The following is a 25,032-nucleotide window of genomic DNA, read 5'->3' on the forward strand; positions in this document are numbered from 1 at the left end:
GCGGCGCGGCCTGGCGGCGCAGAACGCCATGGAGTTTGTCGGCCCCGCGCTTGAGGCGCTGCGCAGCGAATATCAGGTAGCCCACATGAAGCTGTGCGTCGATGACCCAACGGCCACAGACAAGATGATCAAGTTGGCTGTGGCCCAGCGCGTCATCAATGCGGTCGAGGGTCACATCAAGGCGGCGATGGCTGATGGCGCTTTCGCCATGAGCGAAAAGGCCCGCGCCGACGAAATTGCCAAACTGCCGGAAGCTAAGCGGCGCTGGATTTGATGGAGGTGAATGATCATGGACGAAAGCACGCTGGAGAGCGTCCTTGGCCCCGAACTGGACGTGCTGATGGGGGAGGAGCCGCAAGACGAACAGGAACTGGTCAGTGAAGACGAGTTGCTGGGCGAGGAAGCGGGAGAAGAGGCGGCGGATGATGCCGAGCCGGGCGAGGACAGCGAAGAAGAGGCGGCGGCAGAACCGGACGCGGTAGCGCCGCCGCATAGCTGGTCGAAGGAAGACAAGGAGGCGTGGGCGGAGTTGACGCCCAAGGCGCAGGCGATCGTTGCCCGCCGGGAGGCTGAGCGCGATCGCTTCGTGCAGCAGAAGTCCGTCGAGGCGGCTACCACCCGCAATCAGGTGGCCAATGAGGCGCGCGAGATCATCGTGAAGATGCATGAGGATCACGCGGAGAAGCTCGCCACCTATGCACGGATGATTTCCCCGCAGGCGCCCGACGAAAAGCTGCTTTACAGTAACGATCCCGATGCTGTAATTACCTATCAACGCCAGATGGCGGCCTACCAGCGCGCGCAAGGCCAGCAGCAATCGCTGCACCAGCAGATCGCGCAGGCCCGTGCCGCCGCAGAATCTGAGCGGGAACAGTCGCAGCAAGCCGAACGCGCTTCGGATGCCCAGCGCCTGCGAGAACAGCTCCCGGAATGGTTCGACCCATCCAGCGGTCCGAAGCTGCAACAGCGGTTGCAAGCGATCGGCGCGGAACTCGGATATCCGCCTGAGCTGATGGCTGAAGCATCGTCCACCGACATTCTGGCGCTGCACCGCGCGGCTGAGAAATTCGACAAGGCCGCAAAGTACGACGCCCTGATGGCCCGGAAAATGGAAACGGTGCGCAACGCCAAGGGCCTGCCGAAGATGGCACGCCCCGGCGCTCAGCCGAGCAAGCAGCAATCGAATGCAGCCAAAGGTCAGCAGGCGTGGGATCGCCTCAAAGCGAACCCCAAGGACGCAGAAGCAGCGGCGGCATTTCTGGGCATCTGAACAACGGGTTTCCGCGTCGTGATGACGCCGACCCTCCCTTGATGGAGATTTTTCAATGGCTGTTCCTTCGAACACAATTCAGGCGGTTGGCCGCGTCGGCGTCCGCGAAGACTTGTCCGACCGCATCGGCGAACTGTTCCCCGACGACGCGCCGGTGAAGCGCGCGATCGGCACCGGCCCCAAGGCCCGGCAGGTCTATACCGAATGGCAGACCGATGGCCTCAAGGCCGCCAACGGCGACAACAAGGCGATCCAGGGTGATGATCTCACCAACGAGAGCCGGCCCAACACCGTTCGCGTCGGCAACTATACGCAGATCATGACCAAGGTCATCAGTTCGTCCACGACCATGGAGGCCACCGACACCGCAGGCCGCCGCTCGGAAATGGCGCGCGAATCGATGAAGGCGCTCAAGGAGCTGCAAACCGACCTCGAAACGCGCATCTGCTCGAAATCGCCCGCCGTCCCGCCCACGACTTCGGTTGCTGGCGAAATGGCCGGCATGCTGGCGTGGATCAAGACGAACGACAGCCGGGGCGCGGGTGGCGCCGACCCGACCTATTCGGGCGGCGCATCCGGCTATCCCAGCGCGGCCATGACGAACGGCACGCTGCGCAGCTACACCGAACCGCTGCTCAAGACCGTGCTGGCCAATGCATGGAACGCGGGCGGCAATCCCAAGCTGGTCGTCACCAGCATCGGCCTGAAGCAGACGGCGGCCACCTTCGCCGGCCTGGCCACCCAGCGCCGGGAGGCTGGCAACAAGCGTCTGACCATCGTTGCGGGTGCGGACTTCTATGTCTCCGATGTGGGTGAGGTGCAGTTCGTGCCGAGCCGTTTCACGACCGGGCGCGATGCGATCGTCCTCGATCCGGACTATTGGGAGCTGGCCTACCTCGATCCGCTCCAGCCGCGTGAGCTGGCTGTCACCGGCCTCGCCACCCGCAAGGCCTGGTATCAGGAAGTCACCCTGCGCTCGATCAACGAGGCAGCTTCCGGCGCGGTCTGCGACATTCAGTGATGATGGCGGGGCGGGCTAGTGTCCGCCCTGCTCCTTTCGTTCAGGAGCCTGATATGACAACCATCGAAACGAAGCCGGTCAAGGTCCAGTGCATCACGCACAATGTGGCGCTTGGCGAGCAATATGACATCGCCCGCGACAAGGAATCGCTGCGCGACGACGAACTGAACAAGGGCGATGCGGCAGAACTCCCCGCCGACCTCGCCAAGTATCTGATCGATCGCGACCAGGTGAAGCGTGTCTGAACGCTGGGAGCTTATCGACCATTGCGCTGACACTGGCCTGCGCAAGTGGATGAATTATGAAGCGGACGGCGACCAAATCCAGATCGCATATGATCAGGATCGCGCCGCGCAGAATGTCATCCTTGACCGCAACAAGTCCAGTCAAGCCGATGGTTTCGATAAGCGATCCGACATGTGGCACGCCGCCCATATCCCGGTCGGCGTGATGTACGAATGGCTGGTGAAGCACGGCGTCAATGCTTGGGATCCAAGTCATATCGACGGAGTCAAACGGCTCCTGAACGACCCGGAGTATCGCTATCTCCGGGTCAACCACTTCATCATGTGAGGCTGTTATGTGGTTCGGTATCTTCAGGTCATCGCCCGGCACGCTCACGGATGGCGGTCAGAGCCAGCCTCGGCTTGACGCGAAAGGCGCACTCGTCGTTTCTTCGGAGGATGGCAGCGGCAATCCGCAAGGCACGCTGCCCGCCGGAACCGACCGAAGCGGCTCTGCGGCCACGTCGAGCGGCCAGATCGTTGCTGCAAACAGCGCGCGCAAGGGGCTGGAAATCCAGAACATCGGCGCGAACAATATCGGTATCAATGAATTTGGCGGGACGGCAGAGATTGGCACTGCCGGCACCTATACCATCGCTCCCGGCGCTTCGATGAAAATTCGAACCAATCGCGCCGTCACAGCGATAGCCGCGACGGGGACGACCGCGTTCACCGCAACGGAGTGGTAAGGTGGCAATTGCCCTCAATATCATCGAACCCGGCACAATCGGCACCTATACCGACCTCGTATCCAAGGTGGCCGACTGGCTGGATCGCGACGACCTGACCGATCAGATACCGGATTTCATCGCACTTCTTGAAAGCGAACTGCGCGACAAGCTGCGCACGATCTATCAGGAAACAGCGGATATCTGGGTTATTTCCGATCAGGATTTTGCAATTCCCTCCGACGTGCTGGCGATCCGGCGCATGTATCCGTCTGGGCAACCCAACGCGCTCATCCGCGAGGTTGTCCCCGATGCATTGCAGAGATTCCGATCAGCCGGCGGCCCGACACGCGTCTATGCTATCGAAGGGCGGTCCATCCGCTTTGCGCCCGCGCCATCCTCGTCGGTTCCGGCCAATATCGAAGTGCTGTACTGGAAGCGCATTCCCCCTCTCAGTGCATCGGCGCCTGACAACTGGCTGCTGAACCGCCGCGCCGATATCTATATGTGGGGAACGCTGCATTATGCGGCGGCTTATGTCCGTGACACCGACGCGATGGAGGCGTGCCGTCAGTATCTCGACGCAGCCATCAACGCGCTGGTGGCGCAGAGCCGCAATGACGCATGGGCTGGCCCCCTCGCCCCGGTTGGTGTTACGCAGGTCAGGGGCGCGCGGTGCTGAAGAGCATAGCCTTTGGGGAATTTCTACCCGATCGATCGGAGAGCGTTTTCCGCGTCCAGAATGCATGGCCGACCCCGGAAGGCTATCGTCCGGTCCTCGCCCCTTCAGCGATCACGACGGCCCTGCCGGGATATGCTGGCGGCTCAGCGTTTGTCGGCTCGGATGGCGCGGCCTCACTGCTCTCCGGGACGGTTGTTGGCCTGTATCGGTTCAGCAGTGGCACATGGTCGGAGCTGATCCTGGCCAGCGCCAACGTGTGGCGGTTCGATCAGTTTGGTGATCGTGTGATTGCCGTCAATGGCGGCGCGCCCGTCTCTTACGACCTTACAGCCGGATCGGCGGCAACATTGGCAGGCGATCCGCCCACCAGCAGCCTTGTTGCAACAGTCCGCCAGCAGGTCTTCCTTGCGGGCGATCCGAACGCCAACAATGTCGTGTCGATCTCCGGCTATAATGACAGCGAGGGATGGGCGGCGGGCGTCAATCAGTGCCTCTATGTGCCGTTCCCGTCTGGCGGCCGGATTACCGGGCTGGCGGGTGGTGAAACCGGCCTGATCCTGCAAGAGCGCTCGATCAAGCGCGCGACCTATACCGGAGACGACACGGTCTGGCAGTTCGATGAAATCAGTCGAGACGTCGGGTGCATGGCCCCCGGTTCGATCGCGCAGGCAGGTTCTGCCGTGTTCTTCCTGTCAGAGCAGGGTTTCAAAGTCACGGATCGCAACACTGTGACTGCCATCGGCGCTGAGAAGGTGGACCGCAGCTTTTTCGCCACCTACCAGCGCGAAGACATCGTAAACCGCATCAGCGCCGCAGTCGATCCGCGCACTACGACCGTGATATGGTCGATGCCCGGCAATCCCGGCACGCTCTGGTGCTACAACTGGACGCTGGACCGATGGTCCACCATCTCCATCCCGACGCTTGGCGTCTTCTCCGGCTTCACGGCCAATGTCAGCTTGGAAGGGGTGGATATCCTCTATCCGGGCGGCATTGACAGCGTCCCGTACAGTCTCGACGCGCCTATATTCGCGGGTGGCAATCCTCTTTTTCTCAACGCCGCATGGGATGGAACGATAGGCCCTCTGGCAGGCGCCACATTGCCAGCACGCTTCAACATCCGGCCGATCGAGATTGAGCGTGGATATCGTGTTCGGATCAGCGGCGCGCGGGCCCTGTCGGATGCCGTGACCGGAACCGTCACCCTTGACGCCCGCGCCCGTGCCGGTGATCCCGAAAAGCGCCGCGTATCCGGCACGATCCGGAACAACGGCCGGGTCGCGATCCGCGCCAATGGCCGGCATGTCGGCACCGAATACACGCTGCCAGCCGGAGCAACATGGACCTATGTCAATGGCCTTGATCTTGAATATGAAACGGCTGGGGTGCGCTGATGCTTCACCTCCCCCCGACTGCCAGCAGCGTGCCGGAATGGATCAGGAAGGCGGCCGGCGCCATCAACGGGCTGATCAAGCAGCGCGGGGCGCCGTTCGGAGAGCCATCTGACACCGCGCCACCCTCGCCCAGGATCGGAGAGGCGTGGATCGATAGCACGGACAGCAATCGGGCGAAAATTTGGGACGGATCGACGTGGCAAGCGCTGTGGTGACGCCGCACCCGCAATGGGGCGCGTATCTGCTATGGCGCGATGCGTTCGCAGATGTTCTTGACCCGGAATGCTATGCCATCGACTGGCTCGATCAGCAGGTGGCGGCCGGGACGTTCGTGCTTTTCAGTGACGAAAAATCCGCTATACTGGTAGCCGTCAAGCGCTACCCCACCGGCCTTCTTGAGCTGCACGGGCAAATCGCTGTCGGGGAACTGAACGCGCTCATCGCGTCAACCATCCCATCCGCTGAAAATTGGGCACGATCGATAGGCTGCGCGCGCGCTGTCATCGAGAGCCGCCGTGGATGGTCGAGGGTTATGGCGCAGTTCGGATATTCGGAGCATCAGGTCCACATCAGGAAGGAGCTTTCCTGATGGGCTTGTCATCGAGCAAAACCACGACCGGCCCGTCGAAGCAGGCCCTCCCCTATCTTAAGGCCGGCTCGTCCGCCGTGCAGAGCGCCTATGACAGCAGCAAGGGCGTCACGGCCGATGTCACCAATGCGCTGCAAAGCTCGTTCGATAACTATTCGGTGAGCAACCCGACGCTGAACGCGGCCAACAGCTACACCACCGATGTCCTGAGCGGGAAATATCTCGATGCAGGCAATCCATATCTCCAGGGCGTGATTGACGACACGAACGCCAGCGTGTCGGACCAGATCAACGCGCTGTTCTCCAAGGCCGGGCAAACCGGATCGTCTCGGCAGGTCGGGGAGCTTGGCAAGCAACTCGCCAGCGCGGAGAATAATCTGCGCTATAGCGATTACAACAACCAGCTCTCGCGCATGGACACGGCGGCGAACACGGCCACCTCGCTCAACAGCGCGAACAACGCGAATTACGCCACCCAGGCGTCGCTTGGATCGACGCTGAACGGCATACCGATGCAGAACGCCACGGACTACGCCAATGCGCTGGCCAGCCTGTGGGGAAACAGCACGACGACCAAGCAGAGTGCCGGGATCGGGCAGATGCTTTTGCAGGCGGCAGGCGCGGCAGCAGGCGCTTATGCGGCGTCCGAACCAACCTTGAAAACCAACGTCGAATATCTGGGGGAAGGCGCGCACGGCCTCAATGTCTACGCCTTCGACTATATCACAGCGCCGAATGACGCCATCGCCGCATTCATGCCGACCGGTCGCCAGATCGGCGTCATGGCGGACGAAGTAGCCCTGCTTCGCCCCGATGCGCTTGGTCCGACAATCGGCGGCTATCGCACCGTCGATTATGGAGCGCTGTGATGGCTATGTTCGGCGGCCAGTTCCAGCGAGGGAACCCGATCGATGACGCGCTAGCGCAGGCGAATGCGCCCTTCGCCAATTCGCTTCAGCAGCCGATGCCTGCGCCTCAGCCTCAGCAGCAGGCCTCGAAATTCGGCGCGCGTGATATCGTCGGGATACTTGGCGACGCGCTGGCTGCGGCTGGCGGCGGTCAAGGCGTCTACACGCAGATGAAGCTGCGCGACCGGGATGTTGCGCGCCAGCAGCAGGCAGCGGAGACGCAGCGCCAGCGTGAGCGCGATGACTGGCTGTGGAAGCAGCAGTGGGAGCGGGATAATCCGAAGCCGGTCAACAACGACACGGTGGCTGATTTCAACTTCATCGCTTCCCAGATCGGTCCGGAAGCGGCGCAATCCTATCTGCGCAACAAGGCTGACCCGGTAGTGAGCATTCCCGTGCCGGGCGGCACCTATCTCGGCCCACGGTCGGGTATCGGCTCAACCATAGGAAAGGAAGGTGATCCAACATCTGGCGGCGCGGGAGGCGGAAACGCCTCCTCCCCGTCCGGCTCGTTCATGAGCGTCGATCAATACCGATCCATGCGCCAGTCAATGGGCGCAGGCTATGATGCATGGTCGCGCAAATACAATGTCCCGGTTCTTGTAAATTCGCCGGAGGAAATGGCTGGCTTGCCGTCCGGAACGCCAGTTGTGAGCGCTGATGGTCGCCGTGGGGTGAAGAAATAATGGCACAGGATGATTGGTTCGGCCAAGGCACGACGCAGAGCAGCGCGGCGGCACCAAGCGGCGGCGCAATCCTGCGCGACCCTTATGCGGATGGGCGAGAGGCGCGGGCTGAGCGATCCGACGCGCGCGCAGCGGATGCGGCGGCTCGATCGGCAGATGCAGCAATGCGTGATGCGCAGAACGATACGCTCAGCCTGCGCCTTAAGCAGCTCGAAATTGACAAGGAGCTTGCAAAGGCCAACGAGGGCAAGCAGACCGATGCCGAAAAGGCGGCGGTGCGTGCCGAGGCTGTAGACAAGATCAAGTTGGCCCGATCCCTTATCCAGCGGTCCCGCGATGGGTGGTTCACGACTGGCTTTGGCGCCGGGATGGCGGGATCGTTCAATGGTAGCGCCGCGTTCGACGTGGCCAAGGACACCGAGACGCTGAAGAACGCGGGCGCCCTCACCCGCATCATGGAAATGGCGGCGACCAACGGCGGCAAGAACCCGTTGACGCCGCTTTCCAACTCCGACTTTCAGGCACTCGCCAGCAGTCTGTCGAACCTCGATACCGGCCAGAGCGACGGCCAGTATCAGGCGAACGTCCAGCGCGTTATCGACCTCTACACCCGCGCCTATCAGGCGGCAGGCGGATCCGATATTGAAGGGGACATTGACCCGTCGAAGCGCCGCCGTACCGATGGCGGACTGCCAATTTCCACCCTTGGCCCATCCGATGGCCGCCCAACGATCGATCCTACCGGCAACCGCGAGTTCTCGACCGAAGCAGATCGCGCATTGTCGGCAGAGGCACAGGCGGCATTCAATGCTGGCGCGACCCGCGAGCAGATCGACGCCATCGCGGCCAAATATGGTGCCAAGCCGTTTGGCCCCGACCTTGATCAGGCCATCAAGGGCCGTGATGCGGGCGCCAAGACGCAGTTTACGACGCCGACGACCGGGCGGGAAACGTCTGGCTTGGCCAGGCAAGTAATGGGTGCTGCTGCTAATTCGCCGGTTGGGTCATATGCGATCAATAGCGCCAACGCGATGACGCTCGGCACATTGGATGAACTTTCAGGCTTGCTGGGCGCAGACCCTAACCAAACGCAGGCAGCAAAGGAACTTGCGGCCGAAAACAACCCGATGTCTTCCGCTCTCGGAAGCATCACAGGCGGAACCCTCGCGCTTGCAGCTCCAGAAGCGGCCATGTCTCGCTTCGGCATCGGTGGTGGCGCTGGCATCATTGCGCCCCGGCTCGCGGCGACGGACGCAGCCTATGGCGCCGCATATGGCGCAGGGGAAAACAATAACGATCGACTGTCCGGCGCACTGTCCGGTGGCACGATGGCAGCGCTGGGAGGGGTTGGTGGCCGTGGCCTGATGACGGGCGGCGGCATGGCTTTCCGGGGCGTGCGCGATGCTGGCGTGCGCCGGCTGGCTGATGCGGGCGTTCCCATGACGCTTGGCCAGCTCGTCAGTCAGGGCGGGCGGGTCGGTCGTGCCGTAAAGGGCGTTGAGGACAGGCTAGCGGGCATGCCGCTAGTGGGCGACCTGATCAATGGCCGCCGATTGGAGGGCCTGCGTGAGTTCAACCGCGCGGCCTATGACGAGGCTCTTGCACCGATCGGCGCAGGTAGTGCCGGTCAGGTCGCGGAGGCTGGCATTAATCGAGCGCAGCAGGCGGTCAGCCAGGCCTATGACGACGCCTTGAACGGCGTGAATATTTCACCTGACGCGCCGTTTATCGGTGGCATGCGCCGGGTACGCGGCGATGCAATGGCGATTCCCAATCATGGCGCTACGCTCGGACACACGCTCGACAACGACCTTGGCAATTTGTTCGGCAATAACGGCATGCTGAGCGGCGAAAACCTTCAGGCTGGGCTACAAACTCTCCGTCAGGAGGCAGCGGCCTATAAAGGCCAACCCCTCGGATCATCCGCCATGCGTTCGCTGCGGGATGCGGAGGGGGAAATCACCGATCTGGTGGGCCGTCAGGCACCTGATGTGATGCCTGCCCTGAACAACGCAAATCAGGCCTATCGCAACCTGCGCATATTGGAGGATGCTGTAGGCGAGGCGGGCCGCAATACCGATGGCATCTTTACGCCTGCCCAACTCACGTCGATGTCGGCCCGCAATACGAAGGCCTACGGCGGCAAGGCGGCGAACGCGCGCGGCGATCGGCCCTTTTTCGAACTGAGCCGCGACGGGCAGGAGATTTTGCCCTCCAAGGTTCCTGACAGCGGCTCTGCTGGCCGCCTAGCACTCCCGGCCATCCTTGGCGGCGCTGGCGCTGGCGCTGGCTACCTTGGCGGCGATACCGAGAAGGGCGCCGCTCTGGGGCTGGCGCTTGCCCTGCCCGCAACCCGCCTTGGTCAGCGGACGATCCAGTCTGCCCTTATAGATCGCCCCGATGCATTCGTGCGGATTGGGGACCAGTTCTATCGCAAGCGGGCTATTGGTGGGATGTTCGGGGCGGCAGCGCTACCGTATTTGTCACAGGGTAATTGATGACCATGGCATATCCCAGCGCGATATGTCCGAAAACCAGCGCCCAAAAGCCGATTCTCGCCCGGCGCTCCCACTTCTTCAGCTTCAGGTCTGGCTCATACACGCCGGTCCTGGGGTTGAGATCGAGGGGAATTTCGCGGCGTCGCGCCTTCCAGTCCCGGTACTCGTACAGTGCCGCGCGCGCCGCGCCGCCGCCAAGTGCTGCCAGGAAGATTTGCCAGTTTGCGTCCACACACTGGAGTTACGACGAAAGCCCCTTTTCGACAAGACGGCGAATTGCCTCCGCTCTTGGAGGTAGGTCAGGCTGCGTTCTACGCCATTCATCGACCATGCGCAGCCAATCTTCGGAGGCGCGCATTTCGAACCTAACGGATTTTGTTTCATCTGACATGATTTTGTCCGTACACCCCATTGACACCATGGTCAAGTGTACGTACATAGTGGGCAAGCCGGTTGGAAGTTGGAGCTTCCGACCGGCTCTAACCGCAACGATCATTGGAGTGATCGCAATGGCTGCACAAATTATCCCATTCCCCCAGCGCGCTCGTCAAGTCCCACACGACCCTGTTGCATGGATGTCAAAGCCTCATGAATTTTGGACGCTGGAGGACAGCGCCGAAGAAGCGCGCTATCGCGTCGCAACACTCCGCGAAGAAGTGGCCGATTTTAAGTTGTTCTGTCCTGCCGAAAAACAATTAAAATACGCTGCTAAGCGCGGGGCGCTTATGTTCTGGGAGGATGAACTCATCGCACGTGAGGCGGCTCTCAAAACCGGGTTGATCTACAACGGCATAACTTATGCAGAAACGGTAGGTGTTGCATGACCACCCCCGAAGAATGGCGCGACATTCCCGGCTGGGAGGGGCTTTACCAAGCCTCTTCCCTTGGCCGCATTCGGAGCCTGCCTCGCAACGTGGTTCGCGGAAGTATTAGGGGGCGAACAAAAATCAGAATTTTGACAGCCGGCATCAAATCCACCGGATACCCGCATGTGACCTTAACTGCTGGCGAGAGTGAAGTTACTATTGCAGTGCATCGCCTAGTTTGCTCGGCATTCCATGGGACAGCGCCGAAATCAACATCGCAGGTGGCGCACAGGGATGGTACTAGGATCAACAACAAACCGGAGAATTTGCGCTGGGTCAGCGCCAAAGAAAATGCTGAGGATCGGCATTCCCATGGCAGGACTGTCAAAGGCGCCCGCCATCACAACTTAAAGTATTCTGATGAACAAGTCTCGATTGTCAGGCGGTTAAAATCTGAGGGTAAAACGTACAGCCAAATAGCTGAATTTGTTGGCTGTTCACGATCACAGGCGTTCAATATCGTTAAGCATACCCAGCGTAAATGACTGGTATTCGAACATAAGCGCGCGGGCGCCTGCGAAACCGGCGGATGCCGCTATGATGTTCCAGTCGATTTGCACCCAACTCCATTATCTGAAAGGCTGCTGCCGCTCCACCTCTAAAGCGGCATCCCAGTCAAGACGGTGTAGGTAGTAATTGCGTACCGTTACGTCGATGAAATATCTAATTGACCAAAATCCGAAAATGGCCGCCGCAGCAATAAACCATTCACGATACCCATGAAAATTTGCAACTGCAGCCAATACAGAAAACCCAGCAATAAGGTCTAGTGTGGCTATTTTCTGGAAGTCGCGCTTTTGGTCGCGCAAAAGACTGTCGTAAACTTCCTCTGCGTTGTTTCCATTTTGAAAGAGGTTAACGTGGCTCATTCGCCTCTCCCGGTATCTTTTTCGGCAATAATTTGCTCCACAGCCACATCCAGAGCCGTCTTCAAAATATCCTGCGTCCATTTTTTCATAGCATCGTACTCTTCGCGACTTGGCCCTTCGAATGAAGACTCTAGGCGGGCGATGATTTCGGCATTGAGGGAGCGATTAGCATCGTCCGCTGACTTCTGAACCCGCGCTTTTAATGCAGGCGGCAGGCGAAGGCCAAAAGGGGCAATGCGCTTCTCAGATTCGCTCATGACTGCCTTTTGCAATCATCGATGTTGACAGGCAATGACTTCCAATGGTAGCTAACTTCCATTGGCAGCTATAGAGGAGCGTATGACACACCAGATTGCACCATTCGGCCTGCGAATACCGGATGACCTGAAAGCCGAAGTGAAGGCGCTCGCACGCCGAGACGGCCGTTCGATGAATAACCACATTGTGCACGTCCTGAAAAAGGACGTTGCCGCAGAGAAAGCGGCGTCGAACCCCACGGCCTAGACAACCAGGGCTCGACGCCTTATCAAAGGAACCAACCAATGAATGCTCTCATAGGTAGCAGTGGCGGCGGAAAAACGCCAGCCAAGATGACCAGTCTGGAAATTGCCGATTTGGTCGGCAAGCGCCATGACAATGTGCGTCGCACCATCGAAACTCTCGCTGAGCGGGGTGTGATCACTTTACCTCAAATTGAGGAGAAGCCCACGAATGGTCGTCCGACGACCATGTACGTCTTCTCCGGCGAGCAAGGGAAGCGCGACAGTATCATCGTCGTCGCCCAACTTTCGCCGGAGTTCACTGCTCGCCTTGTCGATCGGTGGGCCGAATTGGAAAAGGCGCGGTTGACCGCCCCTGTTCGGATGCCCCGCATCGACGTTTCGCGTGAGGTACGTCTATGCTTCGGCCAGCACCTCCGGCTGGCCAAACTGATCGGACTTTCAGGCAATCAGGCTGCAATGTCCGCAAATCGCGCGACGGTGGCTATGACTGGCGTCGATACTCTTGGCTTAATGGGAATCACTCATATCGACGCTCCGCAGAACGAAGCGCTCCTGACGCCTACCGAGATCGGCCGACGCTCTGGAAAGGGCTCCGGGCAAGCGGTGAATCGCATCCTCTGCAATATGGGGCTGCAACAGGATTTCCGCGACGCGAAGGGCCATGTTTACTACGAGCTGACCGACGCTGGTCAGGAGGCTGGCGGCACGATGCAGGACACCGGCAAGAAGCACAGCACCGGGACGCCGATCCGGCAATTGAAGTGGCCAAGCTCCATCATCCGACGCATTCAGGATCAGGAGACGGTTCAGTGACCAAGGAACTGCAATATGAAAAGGTCGAGGTTCTTTGGGCCAATCCCGATGAAACCGGCAAGCGTGCGTGGCTGATCGACGTATACTTCGATGACGGCTCGCACATCATTATGGACGATCAGCCTTCGCACGAGAAGGCGCTGGTCGAGGCGCACAGCTATGGCGTTCCGGTGATGGATTGCAATCCGACATTGGCCGTAGACTAACCCACTAAAATCAGAACGGCGCGGGTCTCGCACACCCGCGCCGCTCCTAACCCTCAACTAAGGAGCACCTTAGTCATGGCTACCCGCCCCAATAACATAGTTGCATTCCCCGCAGAAGTGCTTGCCGACCAAAAGGTCCGCCAGTGCGAGCGCATGGTGAAGAAGCTCCTCGGCTGGATCGAGGATGCGGAACGATTCCCCAATGACCGAGTGTTGCAGATCCACGCCGCCACGGCCGGGCCGATGCTCGAAATGTGGAGCGACGACCTCAAGGCCGCCAAGATCAAACGCGAACTGTTGAATGCTGGCGACACCATGCGCCACGGCGGCATGATCTACCGCGCCCAGCCCAGCCAGAATGGAGCGCACTAACCTATCGGCGGCCTTCGCGCCGCCGCATCTTCCCCCTTCCCTCCCCCGCATTTTCTGCTAAATTGCGGGCATCACCGGGAACTGAGCCGCCGCCACGGGTCGCGCGCCAATCATCCCTAATCCCACATCGCGAGAATGCAGCGGCAACCCCGCCTCTCGCCGGATTAGGAATGAGGCATTGGCCGTCGCTGACTGGAATACCGATCCAAGCCTGAACACGTCGATCGGCGGGATCAACATCGCCGAAAACTGCCCTGCGGGGAACGTCAACAACGCCATCCGTGAACTGATGGCTGAGTTTGCAGCATGGCTCGACGGCGGTTCGGGGTTTCAGCCCAGCGACGCGACGCTGTCCGCTCTCGCGGCCGTCACAACCGCCACAAATAAGCTGATCTACGCCGCCAGCGCAGATGTATTCGAAACTGCCGATTTAACGGCTTTCGCTCGCAGCATATTAGCCATGACATCCGGTTTCCAAATCGCGCAAGCAATTGGGGCGGTATCGGTCAACTCTGCGAATCTGGCCAATCCTGGGCATCTTCGGTTCGTTATCGGGGATAAGCATTTTCAGGTCGGGTGGGGCACCTTCACTGCATCTGCTAATGGCTATACATCAATTGCGTATAGCGCGCCATTTCCGACTGCGTCTTTTCCGGTAATGTCCGGCGTTGGCGAATTTTCTTCGACCGCGCAGGACAACAATCCGGGCCTCAGCTCTGCCAGCACTACAGGCTTTCAGGTTTTCAACGCCAGCAACGCTGCCGCGTGCTGGTACATCGCTGTGGGCTACTGACCATGGCGCTCATTCATATCTTCGATCTTGTGGTCAACAAGAACACCGGCGTGCCGATTCAAGGCGCTTCGGTTCGTCTGCGCTATCAGGACAGCAACCTGCCCGCGCCGATCTACTCGGATGAGTTGGGAACGCCGCTACCGAATTACGAAGCGCTCACGGATTCGACCGGCACCTACAGTTTCTATGCCGAAGCAACGAGCAAGTATAAGCTGCAATTCTATGTCGGCGGCACGCTCTATCGTGAGTTCGAAAACTATTCGCTGCTAAACAATGTCATCACGGCGGCTGAGCAAATCAGCACGACCGATGGCAGCAATGTCCAGACTTCGCTTGACGACAAGGCCCCCAAGGCATCCCCCGTCTTCACCGGGCCGGTCAACGTGGCCGACCGGGTGCTGGTCAACAAGACGATCAGTGGCGCAGCTCCAGCGTTCTCGGCCAACGGGGACATGGTGGCGAACAATGCCTTCCTTGTGAACGATCGCCAACTGGCGGCCGGGGCCGGGCTGGAAAATATCACCGGCATATCCTCGATCAGCTCCCAATATGTCGGGTATAGCAGCCCGCAGCGCGGCTCTGCCGTCTCCCGCACGACCAGCGTTTATGTGTTCGATACTGACCGGGGCGCAAACCCCGGATCGATGGAATTTGCGCCTGAAATCCGGGTGCTCCGCGCGCGTCCTGACCGAACGAATGGCGGGGCTAACTGGTGGGGGATGGACAGCACGCTGGCCGGGCCGGTGGCCGCCCGCGAGCAATATATGGGCGACGTCCACCTGTTTCGGAAGCAGGCGCCCGGCGGCGGACCTGGGCTGATCGGTGGCGTTCGCTATTATGGGTCTGTCGGCAAAATCGTTCTCGCCACCACCCTGACACAGGGCGGCGGATCGTTCGGTGCGGTCGATGAAGTCACGACTTATACGATGGACGCCGGTTTTCAGGTGGCGGGCTGGGCGGGCCCCTATGGCACGCCGAACGGCCAGCATGCCAACGCCACGCCAGCTTTCGGCGTGGGCATCGCGGTCGGCGGCTATCCGATCGCTCCATGGGTCGGTCATGATGGCTCGATCCGGTCGAAGATCACGACAGGCGTTCAGGTGCAGGACTTCACCGGCACCGGCATGATCATCGAGAACGGCTATGACGGCTCGACGCCGCTTATAGTCCGTTCGCAAATCCTGCCTTCTACGCTGGGCTCGTTCGTCAATGCGCAGGCATCAACGGCACGATCGACGAGTGCAGGCGGCAACCTCTTCCAGATGACGCAAGGGTTCCGGCGATATGCTGCCGGCACCGACTGGATGAGCGTCGAGCACCGGACCTTCATGGCGGTCGATAATGACATCAGCGTAGGCGCCTGGATGGCCTACCGGGGCAAGGCTGGTGCTGCGACCGAAATCCTGTTCGGGCGCGGCGCGTCCAACACGGGCGACGTAACGATCCGCTCCACCGGCGCGCTCAATCTCAACCCGATGGGCGCCGCGCCGACTGCCAAGTCAAACGGCGATATCTGGCACTATAACAACCAGATCGTCGCACGCCTCAACGGCGCGGACATTGCCCTCGGCGCGCCCGGCGGGTTCCCAGCCTATACGAGTTTCGGCGCGAACCTGATCGCGCAGGACATCAACACGGCTGAAAACACGGTCCTCTATTATGAGGCTTCCGGTGCAGCGCGGGCGGTGCAGCGCGGTCAGGTCTGGCTGTCCGACCCGCAGTTCGGGGCGCAGGCCAACAACCCGGCGTTTGACAATGCTACCGCGATCGTGGCCGCCGCCGAAAAGGCCATGGCGCTGGACGCCGATCTTGTCATTCCGGGCGGCCAGTGGTGGACGACGCCCGCCAATATCGGCGCTGTCACCAAGACCACGAAAAAGCTGGTCATTCGCGGGCTGGTGGGCGCGGTGCTGGTCGGGATTGCCGACACCGTGGCCAACGATCTCGCGGTGCTGCGCGTCAATTGCGATACGACGATCAAGCCTGACGTGATTGTTAAAGGTTTCAAGATCGATAACAGCCGGCGCACGTTCGCGGAGGCGCAGCCTTCCGGCACCGGTCTGACAGTCCGCGACGCCGGCACCTTCACCTTCGACCTTATGTATTTCTATGCGGGTAAGGATTTCCGCGACAATCTCGAAGCATTCAAAGGTGACAGCGGCGTCTCCACGACGGGCTGCACCAACGTCTTTGGCAGCCGCAGTACCTTTGAAGGTCAACCCGACAAGGGTGTCTATAACAGTCTCGGCACGCATATGCGCCTTCGGGACCTCATCTTTCTGTCGTGCAACACCTGCGTCGGGATGACGCGGGCGGGCCGCCACAGCCTGGTTATCAACGGTTGCCGCGCCTATGGTTGCGGGTCCGGCTTTGGCATCTACTGGTGGGATGGGCTGGGCTATTTCGAGGAAGCGGGCACGCTTCTGGCCAGCGATATCTATTTCGAGAAGTGCGAAGGCCGCCTGCTCTTCACTCTGGGCGGCGGCACGATCAAGGCTACCGGTATCGTGGGGCGGGATTTCGGCTTTCGACCGCGTGAGGCGGGTGCAGCCACGCCGGCTTATGTGCTTCCCACGGCCCCGCAAGCATTTCGGCTGGAAGGGGCGCATGATTGCGACATTGAATTCGACATTGCGCAAGTGGACTGGCCGGACACGAACTCCCATGCCCTTGTCAGATTGCAGGACTTCACCGATGGCGGCCAGAACATAGCCTGCCGCAATAACAAATGGCGAGGTGTCGCGCGCAATCTCCCCAATGCGCTACGCGCGCATGAACTGAACAATACGCAGGGCTCATTCTCCGACGTCACCTATGACAATGTCTCCACGGCCAGAAATTCCGGTTATGGCGACAATGGTCTGTCGCTGAGCGCGACGGTCACGGGTTCGATGCATTTCGCCCGCACGCTGAGCGGCGGCCTGTCGATCTACAAGAATGGCGTTCCGCTGTCGGATTTTATCACCATGGCGCCGATAGCGGTGGGTGGCGGCGTCCTGTTCGACGCGCCGACAACCAATGAATGTCATATTTCGCGCTCGGCCACCGATGATGAGATGACGATCCATGCATCATTGATCAGCCCATACAGCTTTGTCGATGCAGCAGTTGTGACCGCGTCGGTCAGCGGTACGACGATGACTGTATCTGCGGTCACCAGCGGCGCGCTCGCGGTGGGGCAGGCGATCCGTGGCGTGAATATCGCGACCGGAACGACGATCACGGCGCTCGGGACCGGCACCGGCGGCACGGGCACCTATACGGTCGACACGTCGCAGACCGCTGCTTCGGCAGAGGTGCGGGCGATCGTCGACGGCGAAATCCGGATCGCGGGCCAGAGCTTCGTCTTGGCCACTGGCACTGGGACGATCGTACCAGACGCCGCCAGCCTCCCGCTCTCACGCGGCATCATGACCGTGTCCGGGTCCGGCTGGGAAGTTGGCATGGTGGTGGGCGGGGCCGGCCTGCTGACTGGTACGACGATCACCGACATATTGGGCGGCGGGCAATATCGGGTTTCCCGATCGCAGACGATTTCCTCGACCACACTGACCGGCGCGAGTGTTGTGCAGCGGAACGGCACCGGGTCGATCAGCTCAACGACGCTGACGCTGACGGATGGTGTGTTCGCTCTTGGCCACGGAATCACGGGAGACGGCGTGACGGCCGGGACGGTCATCACCGCCGTTTTGGGCGGCGGCCAGTACACGGTCAACAAATCACAGACCGTACCCGCTGGCACCAAATTCAGGACACTGGCCTCGGGCTTTCCATGGGCGGCCGCGCCTACTGGCGGCGGCAATGGCGAAGGGGCCGCCGGGCTCAACGCTGGCGTCACATGGCCGACCGCTTCGCGCGGCCTCTCTGCCCAAATGCCAGCAGGCCAGTTCTACGCGCGGCTGCGCTGGCTGGGGTCCAGCACGGTCGATCGCAGTATCAGCGCGCGCGACATGGATCGCACCGGCACCAATTTCCGCATGCAGTTCACGATTACCTGTCGGGCTGCGTGATTTTTAAAAGGGAGTCAAGAATGCAACCGATGATCAAGGTGGACCTGGCCGCAGCTCAGAAGGCAATGAGCCTTCTGAACATTCAGGAGATCGAAAAGACGCTGGAGCAGGCGCGCACGCAAGAGGCGCTGAACGACATAGCGTCGGTCAAACAGGCATTCTCTCGCGCCTCCATCGTTCAGGATGAACCGCCGCTCTCGCCTGGGGCGCCGTCTCCGGAAGCGCCGGCCCCTGAACCCGCTCTTGGCCCAAACGCCCCGGAGGCGCCCGATGTTCCGGCCCGCTGATTTCGAGACGCTGCGGACCTGCTTCGCAAGCGGTCAGATGAGCGAGGCGCAACTCAAGCAGCACTTCGCCGACAACCCGATGTTCCGGCGCTGGTGGGATCGGCGCGCCAAGGGGCGGTAAAAGGGAGTTAGGGCGTGGCCTCTGAATATATCGAACAACTCGGCGCGGTGGTCGGCCTGGGCGGTGGTGCCGGGGGCGGCTTCTTCGCGATCAAGTGGTTCGCCGAATGGATCGCGGGCCGCCTGGACAAGCGTGAGGCCCGTCTGGACGACACGGCGGCAAAGCTGATCTCCGCCCTCGAAAAGCGCATCGAGACACTGACCGAACGGCTGGATGCGGTCGAGAAGATGCTGGCTGACTGTCAGCGGATGCACTCGAAAGCGGAGGCGGAGGTTCTGAAGCTGCGCGCCGTGGTCGAGGGCAAGGGTATCATTGACCAGAAGGCGCAGGCGATCGTCGCGGCGGACCGGCTGGCCCAAATGGGAGGTGAATGATGACGACGATCGAAGACGATGCTTTCGTGCGCCTCTTTCAGGAGCGCACCGGCCTGTCGCCGGTCGATGGCTGGGCTGGCCGCGACACGATCGCGATGCTCGACAAGCTGGCGCCGCCGAAAGCGACGGCAGCGACCGGGTTGCCTGACGACTATTGGCCGATGCTCTCCAAGATCGAAAGCGGCGACCGCCCATATATCAAGGCTAGCACCTCCAGCGCGTCCGGCCTGTACCAGTTCATCAAGTCAACTTGGCTGGGTGAAGGTGGGTCGTGGGGATCTGACGGTAACGCAGCTTTCGGCGGCCTCAAGCCATCGACCGACGAGCAGACCGCGAGAGCTAAGACGTTTACCGCCAAAAACGCGGCCTATTTGCGCGCCAAGGGTATCCCGATCAACAAGGCCTCCCTCTATGCCGCCCACTTCTTCGGCCCGGTCACGGCAGCGGCTGTCATCGGCGCCGATACCAAGGCGCGCGCTGATCTGATCGCCGGCTCAGCGGCAACCAAGGCGAACCCGTCGATCCTCCAGAATAAGACGGTCGGTGAATTTCTGTCCTGGCTGCAAAAGAAGACCGGAGATTGGGCGCGATGAACAACCGTCACAACGTCCTGTCATATCTCGCTACGCTCGCCGCGATCGTCATCATGACCATCGTGGCGGCGGTCATCTGTGTGGTCGTGGAGCCAGATACCCACCTGCCCCAGATCGTGGCGGCGCTGGGCTTCATCGGTGCCGCTGTGACCGGCCTGATCGGCGTCATCGGAACCTTCAAGGCCCGCGACAATGCGGATGTCGTCAGCGAGCAACTGATTGCGAAACTGCCGCCTGCCACGTCGCCGGAGGAGACGCAGCCATGACCCCCGAAGCGGCAATGGGCCTGTTCTGGCTGACCGTGGCGGTGCTGGGCTGTTGCGCCTGCATCGCGGCCAATCATCTGGTGCGTCGGTGATCCGGCTCCTTCCCATCCTCCTGCTGGCCGGTTGCCAGTCCCTCCCCTCCGTCGACTGCGCCAGCGCGGAGAAGGTCCGCACGGCTGCGGAATTGGCGATCAGGACGATTGATCGGGTTTGCCCGGCTGAGTTTTAGCGTCAGCCGCCCTGCACTTTTTCGCCAACCGCCGGCCGTTGTCCCAAGCGCGCTTGTACACGGCCATCCCGGCCCGCAACTGCTCGCACGCCAGGTTCTTCCCGCCGCTGTAGACCTGCCCGACCGTCCGCCCATATCTGTCCCGCGTGACCGGCGAAATCACCACGTCGCCACGGATCAGCTTGGCGAGGTGCGCTTTGCTTTTCTGCGGGTCGCCGGGCGCGCAGACGCGGCCTTTGCGGCAATGGCCGGGCATTTCTGGCGCATCGATGCCGAGGAGCCTGACGCGGCCGATCTCCGGGCATTTGAGGGTGTCACCATCCACGGCCACGCAGGTCATCGGGATCTGGTAGATGGCCAGGAGGATGGGAAGGATCAAAACGCAGGATCTCCAGCTTGGTGACAACGATGCGGCTCGACGCGCCGGCCGCATTTGCAGATGTATTCGGTGGCGCTGGCGATCGTTTCGGCTTCAAAGCGGGCAAACAATTGCAGGCCGGTCACCGCATCCCATTCGCCAGCAATTATCCGCCGCCGATCAAACGCTGGTGGATTGAATAACTCGACATAGGCCTCTCTCGCCCTCTGGCTCACCTCAACCATTGCTTGCTCCCTTCATGAGGATGGCGCGGACGGCGAGGCCGAGAGGGGTCAGGGGCCAGACGATCGCTGTTTGCGGAGAAAACATAGTGCCGCGCCCGTCCGTGTTGCGCCGACACAGGCCGCGATTGTAAAGCGCTTCAACCGTGCGCATCGACGCCCATCGGTATGAGCATTTACCGGCGTTCGGATGAAGCAACGCCTTTTTCTGCGCCTCACTCAGCCCCGCCGCTATGCGTTCTGGGTCGGTCATCGATCCGCGTCCTTCATCATGCTCAACATCTTGTTTTCGAGCCGCCATCTCGCGCATTTTCGCCAGTCACCGCATCGGTGGCACCAATGCATCCATTTGCCCAATTTCCCATTCCACAGAAAATTGGTGACAGGGTGATTTAAGCGGTTCTCCGGCATTTCGGGTTGATGCGACGGTTGTGTTGATGGGAGGGACGACCGGAAGGGGCTTACCCAAATAGCCCAAGGGAGGGCGTCCCTTCCATCAACTAGGCACTGGTTAAGCGGCTATGTCATGCTCAGCAATGTGGCACATGATCGAGCATTCAATGTCAGGCTCAGTCCTGATGTCACCGCGATCGGGTGAAAGTTCATCGAGATACAACCCATTGAAAATGGACATGCCCAGTTTGCGCTCTAGCGCGGCCATCCGGTCGAAGACGGGAGGGAAATGCTTACGGATCATGTTCCAGTAGCCCATGCCGCCTTTGCAGCAGCCGATGCAATTGTTGTTCCGGAAGCCCAATCTATACATCACCGGCAGTTCGATACCTGCCCTTTCGACCATGGCAAGACAATCCGCCTTGGTCAGCCCCGCGTCGATCAGAGGGGTGAGCAATTCGATCTCGAAGTTGTTCTCTCGGAAATTAGCCGCCCGCTTTCTTTCCTCGACCGTATAGCCGAACACCTGAATGTCGTCCGGCCGTTGGAATTCAAACCGGGGAACTCGCTTCAGTTCGCCGGTGCAAGGCGCGCCGCCATGATGAAGGACAATCATCTTGCGTTTTTCCCAGACCTCCCATGGGTCGCGATATTCGGTCGAGGCCAAGCGCACAACAGGCTGACCGAACCACACCTCGCAATCGCGCAAGAACCGCTCGCTATCTGCATGTTCCGCGCCCGGATCGGTGTAAGCAATGACCACATTCTCAGCACCATATTTTGCCAGTGCGAGCTTTGCCGCAACTGCGCTTGCGGCTCCGCAAGAGAACCAAACAATCACCCTACGACCCATGCCACTTGCCTCCATATCCACTAGCGGTTATATCGCATATCCACTAGCGGATAACAAGAGGTAAGCACTAGTGGTTATGATAGATTCGACTAGCGGAATGAAAGTCGCTAAACCTCGCCGGGTGACGCGCCCCAAGGAATATACCGAGCAGTTGGCCTTCCTTGTGAAAGAGGGAACGGGCGACCGAATCGATGCGGTTCGCGGCGACAAAAAGAAGGCTGACTTCCTTCGGGACGCGGTCGAGAGCGCTCTTCGACGGCAGGAGAAGAAGCGCTGAACTGGTTAGGCCTGCCCGGCTTCGACGCCGACGAACCCCAGCATATCCTTGATGACGCGGGCGATCTGGCGGAGGTCCTGATTACCGTCCGGCCGATCGATACGACCTATGCCATCTGCTGCCTTGCCCAGAAGCTGGTCAAGAACGGGACCAAGGCGGTTCGTTATCGCGACCGGCGGCGCGACCCTGCGCCAACATGGCTGGTCGTGAAGCGCCAGCGGATGAAGTGCCATAGCTGCGGCAAGACGCTCTATCAGGACGTGCCGCACATGGACGATCGGCATTACATCACGGCCCGGCTGCGTTACGACATCGCCATGTCTTCCGCCAAGCGGACGTTCGCCGATGTCTCGGCTATGCATGGCGTTGAAGAGACGCTGGCGCGTCGGGTGTTCAGGAGCTTCGCTGACGAGAAGCTGCTCGCCTATCGATACGATGCGCCCCGTGTCCTCGGTATCGATGAGAACCATGTGCTGGGCGGCGCGCGCGGTGTGATCGTGGATGTCGGCAAGGGGTTGCTACTGGATGTCCTGCCCGGCCGGACGCAATCTGACGTGCGCCGGGGCTTCATGGAACGCATGGATAACTGGCAGAATGTCGAGGTATGGTGCCAAGATATGGCCGGGGCCTACAAGGGTGTAGCGACCGATCTGTTCCCGAAAGCCTTGGTGGTGGTGGACAAGTTCCACGTCGTCATGAAGGCCAACTACTGGTGGAATCGCATCCGGGTCGCAGAGACGCCGAAGCTGCCCAAGGAGGCGAGAGAGAAGATACCCGGACTGATCCGCGCCTTTGATCGCCATTGGGATCAGATGAAGCGCGGCCAGCAGGATCGGGTGGCCGAGTTCCTTGAATACAGCCCGCGCTTGAAAACCGCATGGACCATCAAAGAGCACTTCTATTATTTCTACGACGCCAAGGATCGAGAGGCGGCCGAGAAGGCCTATACCGCATGGGTCCAGTTCGCGATGAAGAACGGCCAGCACGCCGAATGGAAACGGCTGATGACCATGATGCAGCGATGGAAGCCGGAAATCTTCAACTACTTCGATCACCGCTGGACCAGCGCCAAGGTCGAGCGCCTGAACAGGTCGATCAAGGACATCAACCGTGCCGCCAATGGCATGGACTTCCAGACGCTACGGGCGAAGGCGCTGCTTCGCCATGGGCAACTGATCGCCCCAAAATCGTTCACTCATTATCATATTGACACGATGCCTACCGATCTGATCGTTCACGATCTCGACTGGCTGCCAGAAGCTATATCAACCCCGTTTGCCGGATGACCATTTAAGCGGCACCAAACCGCACGAAATATGCCCATCACTCCCCCTCCTTCATCGGGGCGGCGTCGCGGCGCTCTTGCGCGCGCTTTTTTCGCCGCGCCATGATGAACTCCAGAACCTCAAAAGCGTCTTCGTCATCGACGCTCTCTTGATCCTGAACCAGCGAGATTATCCCGATTCCAAGCGACCTTATTCTGTTCATGACCCACAGGAAGGCGTTGACAGCCATCGTGGGGTCAGGGTTTGCGGTTTGGACCACAATGTTCGGATACTGGCTCATGCCTTTCTCTCCCCCGCGCCAGTGGGGTAAGATGCTTGGGCGACAAACTGGCGTACAATGCGGTCGATCAGGGCCTGCTCAGCTTGGCGGACATAGCCATCTGCATCCGCCTTGCCAGAGCGAAGCATTTCTTCCGCCTGCCTTTTCAGGACTGGACCTAAGAGAACGCCTGTGTCCCACCAGCGCACCAACTCGCGGGCCGCCTCTTGGTCCTCCCCACTCGTCAAGTCTCGCTTGACAGGTGCGGCTGGCTCGACCTCTTGCGAGGCCCGGAAAGTGTGCCACTCTTCATCAGCAATGTGCATGGCATCCATGGAGGGGAAGCGGAAAACCATCTCATACTTGCCGCCGCCAGAAATGGTTGTGCGGAACGCCGCCCGCATGGTTGGTAATTCGGTCATGGCAACGGCAACTCCCTAATGGCGCGGGCTATCTTTCGGGCGGCGGTGTCATAGCCATCCTGGTACCGACCATTTCCGCTCATGACGTTTCCGTCTGCCACCTTCGCAGCCGCCTCCCGCATAGCCGCCACATCCCCGCCCTTTGCGTTTTCTGCGGGTTGGGCGAGGACGGCGGTGCACAGTTCAACAAACTCTTGGTTCGTTGCCGCCTTTTCCATGTCAGGTGGAGCTTTCGCCAGATGCTGTTGCACGTAAAATTCGAACTGATTGCGGCACTTCTCCAGCGCGCTCCGCAAATCCTGATCGTTATCGCTCATGATCGATCCTCCAAAAGCAGGCTGACGAACACGGCTAGGCCAAAAAGAAACATGGCCACTGCGACCGCTAATTCCCAAGCGCTTTGATGAAAAGCGACACCAATTGAACCAGACCAAATACCACTAACTGCCAGAAAAAGGCGCGCGATTACCCCTGCCGCTCCACTTTCTTTGACCCATCTTTTGTATTCATTTTTCAGCCGCGCAAATCGGCGCTCTTCTTCATCACTCATGATGTTCTCCTTTGAGGGCGACCTCCGCGACGATCAGCGGCCAAAGCTGCCGGTTCGTCCAAAAGTCTTTCTCGCAATCACCGGCCAGCA

Annotated in this window: 39 protein-coding genes; 28 read left to right on the forward strand and 11 right to left on the reverse strand. The window is 60.3% G+C overall.

What is annotated here, in order from left to right; genetic code table 11:
- Positions 1 to 28 precede the first annotated feature (28 nt).
- The 15 genes from BMX92_RS23650 (at position 29) to BMX92_RS23720 (ending at position 11,351) form a co-directional block, all read left to right on the forward strand.
- On the forward strand, positions 29 to 274 hold the full coding sequence (locus BMX92_RS23650) for a hypothetical protein (protein ID WP_093021165.1): 246 nt from the start codon (positions 29 to 31) through the stop codon (positions 272 to 274).
- A gap of 66 nt (positions 275 to 340) precedes the next feature.
- A complete protein-coding gene (locus BMX92_RS23655) occupies positions 341 to 1,270 on the forward strand; it encodes a hypothetical protein (RefSeq protein WP_143066871.1) in 930 nt (309 codons plus the stop codon).
- A 55-nt stretch (positions 1,271 to 1,325) separates the two neighbouring features.
- Entirely contained in the window at positions 1,326 to 2,291 is a 966-nt protein-coding gene (locus BMX92_RS23660) for an SU10 major capsid protein (RefSeq protein ID WP_093021172.1), read from the forward strand.
- Positions 2,292 to 2,344: 53 nt separating this feature from the next.
- Positions 2,345 to 2,536: a hypothetical protein gene (locus tag BMX92_RS23665; RefSeq protein WP_093021175.1), complete on the forward strand. Its 192-nt coding sequence runs from the start codon at positions 2,345 to 2,347 to the stop codon at positions 2,534 to 2,536.
- Positions 2,529 to 2,864: a hypothetical protein gene (locus BMX92_RS23670; protein WP_256213581.1), complete on the forward strand. Its 336-nt coding sequence runs from the start codon at positions 2,529 to 2,531 to the stop codon at positions 2,862 to 2,864. The genes BMX92_RS23665 and BMX92_RS23670 overlap by 8 nt, the downstream gene beginning before the upstream one ends.
- 7 nt (positions 2,865 to 2,871) lie before the next feature.
- The gene (locus BMX92_RS23675) at positions 2,872 to 3,264 is read left to right on the forward strand and encodes a hypothetical protein (RefSeq protein WP_093021181.1); all 393 of its coding nucleotides are present in this window, start codon (positions 2,872 to 2,874) and stop codon (positions 3,262 to 3,264) included.
- Between the two features lies 1 nt (position 3,265).
- On the forward strand, positions 3,266 to 3,925 hold the full coding sequence (locus tag BMX92_RS23680; protein ID WP_093021184.1) for a phage adaptor protein: 660 nt from the start codon (positions 3,266 to 3,268) through the stop codon (positions 3,923 to 3,925).
- Positions 3,919 to 5,319 carry a hypothetical protein gene (locus tag BMX92_RS23685; RefSeq protein WP_093021187.1) on the forward strand — a complete coding sequence of 467 codons (1,401 nt, stop codon included), beginning with the start codon at positions 3,919 to 3,921 and terminating at the stop codon, positions 5,317 to 5,319. Before BMX92_RS23680 ends, BMX92_RS23685 begins: the two co-directional genes overlap by 7 nt.
- Complete coding sequence (locus BMX92_RS23690) at positions 5,319 to 5,534, forward strand: hypothetical protein (protein ID WP_256213582.1); 216 nt, start codon at positions 5,319 to 5,321, stop codon at positions 5,532 to 5,534. The genes BMX92_RS23685 and BMX92_RS23690 overlap by 1 nt, the downstream gene beginning before the upstream one ends.
- Complete coding sequence (locus BMX92_RS23695) at positions 5,501 to 5,908, forward strand: hypothetical protein (protein ID WP_143066872.1); 408 nt, start codon at positions 5,501 to 5,503, stop codon at positions 5,906 to 5,908. Before BMX92_RS23690 ends, BMX92_RS23695 begins: the two co-directional genes overlap by 34 nt.
- On the forward strand, positions 5,908 to 6,777 hold the full coding sequence (locus BMX92_RS23700) for a tail fiber domain-containing protein (RefSeq protein WP_093021196.1): 870 nt from the start codon (positions 5,908 to 5,910) through the stop codon (positions 6,775 to 6,777). The genes BMX92_RS23695 and BMX92_RS23700 overlap by 1 nt, the downstream gene beginning before the upstream one ends.
- A gap of 5 nt (positions 6,778 to 6,782) precedes the next feature.
- Positions 6,783 to 7,502 (forward strand): hypothetical protein, encoded by a 720-nt coding sequence (locus BMX92_RS23705; protein ID WP_093021199.1) that lies wholly within the window; start codon positions 6,783 to 6,785, stop codon positions 7,500 to 7,502.
- Between the two features lie 164 nt (positions 7,503 to 7,666).
- A complete protein-coding gene (locus tag BMX92_RS23710) occupies positions 7,667 to 10,000 on the forward strand; it encodes a hypothetical protein (protein ID WP_143066873.1) in 2,334 nt (777 codons plus the stop codon).
- A 509-nt stretch (positions 10,001 to 10,509) separates the two neighbouring features.
- A complete protein-coding gene (locus BMX92_RS23715) occupies positions 10,510 to 10,824 on the forward strand; it encodes a hypothetical protein (RefSeq protein ID WP_143066874.1) in 315 nt (104 codons plus the stop codon).
- On the forward strand, positions 10,821 to 11,351 hold the full coding sequence (locus BMX92_RS23720) for an NUMOD4 domain-containing protein (protein WP_093021208.1): 531 nt from the start codon (positions 10,821 to 10,823) through the stop codon (positions 11,349 to 11,351). Before BMX92_RS23715 ends, BMX92_RS23720 begins: the two co-directional genes overlap by 4 nt.
- An 84-nt stretch (positions 11,352 to 11,435) precedes the next feature.
- On the opposite strand, the gene BMX92_RS23725 is transcribed toward BMX92_RS23720, so the two are convergent.
- Both BMX92_RS23725 and BMX92_RS23730 read right to left on the reverse strand, forming a co-directional pair.
- On the reverse strand, positions 11,436 to 11,735 hold the full coding sequence (locus tag BMX92_RS23725; protein ID WP_093021211.1) for a hypothetical protein: 300 nt from the start codon (positions 11,733 to 11,735) through the stop codon (positions 11,436 to 11,438).
- Positions 11,732 to 11,992 (reverse strand): Arc family DNA-binding protein, encoded by a 261-nt coding sequence (locus BMX92_RS23730; RefSeq protein WP_093021214.1) that lies wholly within the window; start codon positions 11,990 to 11,992, stop codon positions 11,732 to 11,734. Before BMX92_RS23730 ends, BMX92_RS23725 begins: the two co-directional genes overlap by 4 nt.
- Positions 11,993 to 12,074: 82 nt before the next feature.
- Here BMX92_RS23730 and BMX92_RS23735 point away from each other — a divergent pair, with 82 nt between their 5' ends.
- The 11 genes from BMX92_RS23735 (at position 12,075) to BMX92_RS23780 (ending at position 20,073) form a co-directional block, all read left to right on the forward strand.
- Entirely contained in the window at positions 12,075 to 12,239 is a 165-nt protein-coding gene (locus tag BMX92_RS23735; RefSeq protein ID WP_093021217.1) for an Arc family DNA-binding protein, read from the forward strand.
- A 38-nt stretch (positions 12,240 to 12,277) separates the two neighbouring features.
- Positions 12,278 to 13,051, forward strand: a complete 774-nt coding sequence (locus tag BMX92_RS27770) for a Rha family transcriptional regulator (protein ID WP_218145835.1) — start codon at positions 12,278 to 12,280, stop codon at positions 13,049 to 13,051.
- Positions 13,048 to 13,257, forward strand: a complete 210-nt coding sequence (locus BMX92_RS23745) for a hypothetical protein (protein ID WP_093021220.1) — start codon at positions 13,048 to 13,050, stop codon at positions 13,255 to 13,257. The genes BMX92_RS27770 and BMX92_RS23745 overlap by 4 nt, the downstream gene beginning before the upstream one ends.
- A gap of 75 nt (positions 13,258 to 13,332) precedes the next feature.
- Entirely contained in the window at positions 13,333 to 13,629 is a 297-nt protein-coding gene (locus tag BMX92_RS23750) for a hypothetical protein (RefSeq protein ID WP_143066875.1), read from the forward strand.
- A 178-nt stretch (positions 13,630 to 13,807) separates the two neighbouring features.
- A complete protein-coding gene (locus BMX92_RS23755; RefSeq protein ID WP_093021227.1) occupies positions 13,808 to 14,422 on the forward strand; it encodes a hypothetical protein in 615 nt (204 codons plus the stop codon).
- 2 nt (positions 14,423 to 14,424) lie between these two features.
- The gene (locus tag BMX92_RS23760; protein ID WP_093021230.1) at positions 14,425 to 18,432 is read left to right on the forward strand and encodes a hypothetical protein; all 4,008 of its coding nucleotides are present in this window, start codon (positions 14,425 to 14,427) and stop codon (positions 18,430 to 18,432) included.
- A 20-nt stretch (positions 18,433 to 18,452) separates the two neighbouring features.
- A complete protein-coding gene (locus BMX92_RS23765; RefSeq protein ID WP_093021233.1) occupies positions 18,453 to 18,719 on the forward strand; it encodes a hypothetical protein in 267 nt (88 codons plus the stop codon).
- Positions 18,703 to 18,840: a hypothetical protein gene (locus tag BMX92_RS27555; RefSeq protein ID WP_177185226.1), complete on the forward strand. Its 138-nt coding sequence runs from the start codon at positions 18,703 to 18,705 to the stop codon at positions 18,838 to 18,840. Before BMX92_RS23765 ends, BMX92_RS27555 begins: the two co-directional genes overlap by 17 nt.
- Positions 18,841 to 18,854: 14 nt before the next feature.
- A complete protein-coding gene (locus BMX92_RS23770) occupies positions 18,855 to 19,214 on the forward strand; it encodes a hypothetical protein (protein WP_093021236.1) in 360 nt (119 codons plus the stop codon).
- The gene (locus tag BMX92_RS23775) at positions 19,214 to 19,807 is read left to right on the forward strand and encodes a hypothetical protein (RefSeq protein WP_143066876.1); all 594 of its coding nucleotides are present in this window, start codon (positions 19,214 to 19,216) and stop codon (positions 19,805 to 19,807) included. Before BMX92_RS23770 ends, BMX92_RS23775 begins: the two co-directional genes overlap by 1 nt.
- Positions 19,804 to 20,073: a hypothetical protein gene (locus tag BMX92_RS23780; RefSeq protein ID WP_143066877.1), complete on the forward strand. Its 270-nt coding sequence runs from the start codon at positions 19,804 to 19,806 to the stop codon at positions 20,071 to 20,073. The genes BMX92_RS23775 and BMX92_RS23780 overlap by 4 nt, the downstream gene beginning before the upstream one ends.
- A 191-nt stretch (positions 20,074 to 20,264) precedes the next feature.
- Here the strand turns inward: BMX92_RS23780 and BMX92_RS23785 are convergent, their stop codons facing one another.
- From BMX92_RS23785 to BMX92_RS23795, 4 genes are all read right to left on the reverse strand, one after another.
- Complete coding sequence (locus BMX92_RS23785) at positions 20,265 to 20,681, reverse strand: thermonuclease family protein (protein ID WP_177185227.1); 417 nt, start codon at positions 20,679 to 20,681, stop codon at positions 20,265 to 20,267.
- Positions 20,678 to 20,905, reverse strand: coding sequence for a hypothetical protein (locus tag BMX92_RS27560; protein ID WP_177185228.1), 228 nt, complete (start codon positions 20,903 to 20,905; stop codon positions 20,678 to 20,680). The genes BMX92_RS23785 and BMX92_RS27560 overlap by 4 nt, the downstream gene beginning before the upstream one ends.
- On the reverse strand, positions 20,898 to 21,155 hold the full coding sequence (locus BMX92_RS23790) for a hypothetical protein (RefSeq protein ID WP_143066878.1): 258 nt from the start codon (positions 21,153 to 21,155) through the stop codon (positions 20,898 to 20,900). Before BMX92_RS23790 ends, BMX92_RS27560 begins: the two co-directional genes overlap by 8 nt.
- 258 nt (positions 21,156 to 21,413) lie before the next feature.
- Positions 21,414 to 22,148 carry a hypothetical protein gene (locus tag BMX92_RS23795; protein WP_093021269.1) on the reverse strand — a complete coding sequence of 245 codons (735 nt, stop codon included), beginning with the start codon at positions 22,146 to 22,148 and terminating at the stop codon, positions 21,414 to 21,416.
- Positions 22,149 to 22,245: 97 nt separating this feature from the next.
- Between BMX92_RS23795 and BMX92_RS23800 the strand changes: the two genes are divergently transcribed.
- Complete coding sequence (locus BMX92_RS23800; RefSeq protein WP_093021250.1) at positions 22,246 to 22,425, forward strand: hypothetical protein; 180 nt, start codon at positions 22,246 to 22,248, stop codon at positions 22,423 to 22,425.
- A 5-nt stretch (positions 22,426 to 22,430) separates the two neighbouring features.
- Here BMX92_RS23800 and BMX92_RS28185 read toward each other — a convergent pair whose 3' ends face one another.
- Positions 22,431 to 22,658 carry a hypothetical protein gene (locus BMX92_RS28185; RefSeq protein ID WP_093021253.1) on the reverse strand — a complete coding sequence of 76 codons (228 nt, stop codon included), beginning with the start codon at positions 22,656 to 22,658 and terminating at the stop codon, positions 22,431 to 22,433.
- Here BMX92_RS28185 and BMX92_RS23810 point away from each other — a divergent pair.
- The gene (locus BMX92_RS23810) at positions 22,560 to 23,711 is read left to right on the forward strand and encodes an ISL3 family transposase (protein WP_256213583.1); all 1,152 of its coding nucleotides are present in this window, start codon (positions 22,560 to 22,562) and stop codon (positions 23,709 to 23,711) included. The genes BMX92_RS28185 and BMX92_RS23810 overlap by 99 nt on opposite strands.
- Positions 23,712 to 23,748: 37 nt before the next feature.
- Here the strand turns inward: BMX92_RS23810 and BMX92_RS23815 are convergent, their stop codons facing one another.
- From BMX92_RS23815 to BMX92_RS27105, 4 genes are read right to left on the reverse strand one after another with little or no spacing between them, the layout of a single operon-like run.
- The gene (locus tag BMX92_RS23815; protein WP_093021259.1) at positions 23,749 to 23,991 is read right to left on the reverse strand and encodes a hypothetical protein; all 243 of its coding nucleotides are present in this window, start codon (positions 23,989 to 23,991) and stop codon (positions 23,749 to 23,751) included.
- The gene (locus tag BMX92_RS23820) at positions 23,988 to 24,392 is read right to left on the reverse strand and encodes a hypothetical protein (RefSeq protein ID WP_093021263.1); all 405 of its coding nucleotides are present in this window, start codon (positions 24,390 to 24,392) and stop codon (positions 23,988 to 23,990) included. The genes BMX92_RS23815 and BMX92_RS23820 overlap by 4 nt, the downstream gene beginning before the upstream one ends.
- On the reverse strand, positions 24,389 to 24,709 hold the full coding sequence (locus BMX92_RS23825) for a hypothetical protein (RefSeq protein ID WP_093021266.1): 321 nt from the start codon (positions 24,707 to 24,709) through the stop codon (positions 24,389 to 24,391). The genes BMX92_RS23820 and BMX92_RS23825 overlap by 4 nt, the downstream gene beginning before the upstream one ends.
- Entirely contained in the window at positions 24,706 to 24,942 is a 237-nt protein-coding gene (locus BMX92_RS27105; RefSeq protein ID WP_143066880.1) for a hypothetical protein, read from the reverse strand. Before BMX92_RS27105 ends, BMX92_RS23825 begins: the two co-directional genes overlap by 4 nt.
- Positions 24,943 to 25,032: the final 90 nt, after the last annotated feature.

This window comes from Sphingobium sp. YR768 (genome assembly GCF_900111125.1).
Lineage (GTDB): Bacteria > Pseudomonadota > Alphaproteobacteria > Sphingomonadales > Sphingomonadaceae > Sphingobium.

What these genes read in the sequence shown, in the direction of transcription:
- BMX92_RS23730 (WP_093021214.1), bottom strand. Translation starts at nt 11,992, where the DNA reads ATGAGCGAATCTGAGAAGCGCATTGCCCCTTTTGGCCTTCGCCTGCCG.
- BMX92_RS23825 (WP_093021266.1), bottom strand. Translation starts at nt 24,709, where the DNA reads ATGAGCGATAACGATCAGGATTTGCGGAGCGCGCTGGAGAAGTGCCGC.
- BMX92_RS23780 (WP_143066877.1), top strand. Translation starts at nt 19,804, where the DNA reads ATGAACAACCGTCACAACGTCCTGTCATATCTCGCTACGCTCGCCGCG.
- BMX92_RS23815 (WP_093021259.1), bottom strand. Translation starts at nt 23,991, where the DNA reads ATGAGCCAGTATCCGAACATTGTGGTCCAAACCGCAAACCCTGACCCC.
- BMX92_RS23720 (WP_093021208.1), top strand. Translation starts at nt 10,821, where the DNA reads ATGACCACCCCCGAAGAATGGCGCGACATTCCCGGCTGGGAGGGGCTT.
- BMX92_RS23705 (WP_093021199.1), top strand. Translation starts at nt 6,783, where the DNA reads ATGTTCGGCGGCCAGTTCCAGCGAGGGAACCCGATCGATGACGCGCTA.
- BMX92_RS23795 (WP_093021269.1), bottom strand. Translation starts at nt 22,148, where the DNA reads ATGGGTCGTAGGGTGATTGTTTGGTTCTCTTGCGGAGCCGCAAGCGCA.
- BMX92_RS23650 (WP_093021165.1), top strand. Translation starts at nt 29, where the DNA reads ATGGAGTTTGTCGGCCCCGCGCTTGAGGCGCTGCGCAGCGAATATCAG.
- BMX92_RS23655 (WP_143066871.1), top strand. Translation starts at nt 341, where the DNA reads ATGGGGGAGGAGCCGCAAGACGAACAGGAACTGGTCAGTGAAGACGAG.
- BMX92_RS23760 (WP_093021230.1), top strand. Translation starts at nt 14,425, where the DNA reads ATGGCGCTCATTCATATCTTCGATCTTGTGGTCAACAAGAACACCGGC.
- BMX92_RS27770 (WP_218145835.1), top strand. Translation starts at nt 12,278, where the DNA reads ATGAATGCTCTCATAGGTAGCAGTGGCGGCGGAAAAACGCCAGCCAAG.
- BMX92_RS27560 (WP_177185228.1), bottom strand. Translation starts at nt 20,905, where the DNA reads ATGGTTGAGGTGAGCCAGAGGGCGAGAGAGGCCTATGTCGAGTTATTC.
- BMX92_RS23800 (WP_093021250.1), top strand. Translation starts at nt 22,246, where the DNA reads ATGAAAGTCGCTAAACCTCGCCGGGTGACGCGCCCCAAGGAATATACC.
- BMX92_RS23675 (WP_093021181.1), top strand. Translation starts at nt 2,872, where the DNA reads ATGTGGTTCGGTATCTTCAGGTCATCGCCCGGCACGCTCACGGATGGC.
- BMX92_RS23710 (WP_143066873.1), top strand. Translation starts at nt 7,667, where the DNA reads ATGCGTGATGCGCAGAACGATACGCTCAGCCTGCGCCTTAAGCAGCTC.
- BMX92_RS23665 (WP_093021175.1), top strand. Translation starts at nt 2,345, where the DNA reads ATGACAACCATCGAAACGAAGCCGGTCAAGGTCCAGTGCATCACGCAC.
- BMX92_RS28185 (WP_093021253.1), bottom strand. Translation starts at nt 22,658, where the DNA reads ATGGCACTTCATCCGCTGGCGCTTCACGACCAGCCATGTTGGCGCAGG.
- BMX92_RS23700 (WP_093021196.1), top strand. Translation starts at nt 5,908, where the DNA reads ATGGGCTTGTCATCGAGCAAAACCACGACCGGCCCGTCGAAGCAGGCC.
- BMX92_RS23725 (WP_093021211.1), bottom strand. Translation starts at nt 11,735, where the DNA reads ATGAGCCACGTTAACCTCTTTCAAAATGGAAACAACGCAGAGGAAGTT.
- BMX92_RS23775 (WP_143066876.1), top strand. Translation starts at nt 19,214, where the DNA reads ATGACGACGATCGAAGACGATGCTTTCGTGCGCCTCTTTCAGGAGCGC.
- BMX92_RS23690 (WP_256213582.1), top strand. Translation starts at nt 5,319, where the DNA reads ATGCTTCACCTCCCCCCGACTGCCAGCAGCGTGCCGGAATGGATCAGG.
- BMX92_RS23820 (WP_093021263.1), bottom strand. Translation starts at nt 24,392, where the DNA reads ATGACCGAATTACCAACCATGCGGGCGGCGTTCCGCACAACCATTTCT.
- BMX92_RS23790 (WP_143066878.1), bottom strand. Translation starts at nt 21,155, where the DNA reads ATGACCGACCCAGAACGCATAGCGGCGGGGCTGAGTGAGGCGCAGAAA.
- BMX92_RS23660 (WP_093021172.1), top strand. Translation starts at nt 1,326, where the DNA reads ATGGCTGTTCCTTCGAACACAATTCAGGCGGTTGGCCGCGTCGGCGTC.
- BMX92_RS27555 (WP_177185226.1), top strand. Translation starts at nt 18,703, where the DNA reads ATGTTCCGGCCCGCTGATTTCGAGACGCTGCGGACCTGCTTCGCAAGC.
- BMX92_RS23715 (WP_143066874.1), top strand. Translation starts at nt 10,510, where the DNA reads ATGGCTGCACAAATTATCCCATTCCCCCAGCGCGCTCGTCAAGTCCCA.
- BMX92_RS23735 (WP_093021217.1), top strand. Translation starts at nt 12,075, where the DNA reads ATGACACACCAGATTGCACCATTCGGCCTGCGAATACCGGATGACCTG.
- BMX92_RS23765 (WP_093021233.1), top strand. Translation starts at nt 18,453, where the DNA reads ATGCAACCGATGATCAAGGTGGACCTGGCCGCAGCTCAGAAGGCAATG.
- BMX92_RS27105 (WP_143066880.1), bottom strand. Translation starts at nt 24,942, where the DNA reads ATGAGTGATGAAGAAGAGCGCCGATTTGCGCGGCTGAAAAATGAATAC.
- BMX92_RS23750 (WP_143066875.1), top strand. Translation starts at nt 13,333, where the DNA reads ATGGCTACCCGCCCCAATAACATAGTTGCATTCCCCGCAGAAGTGCTT.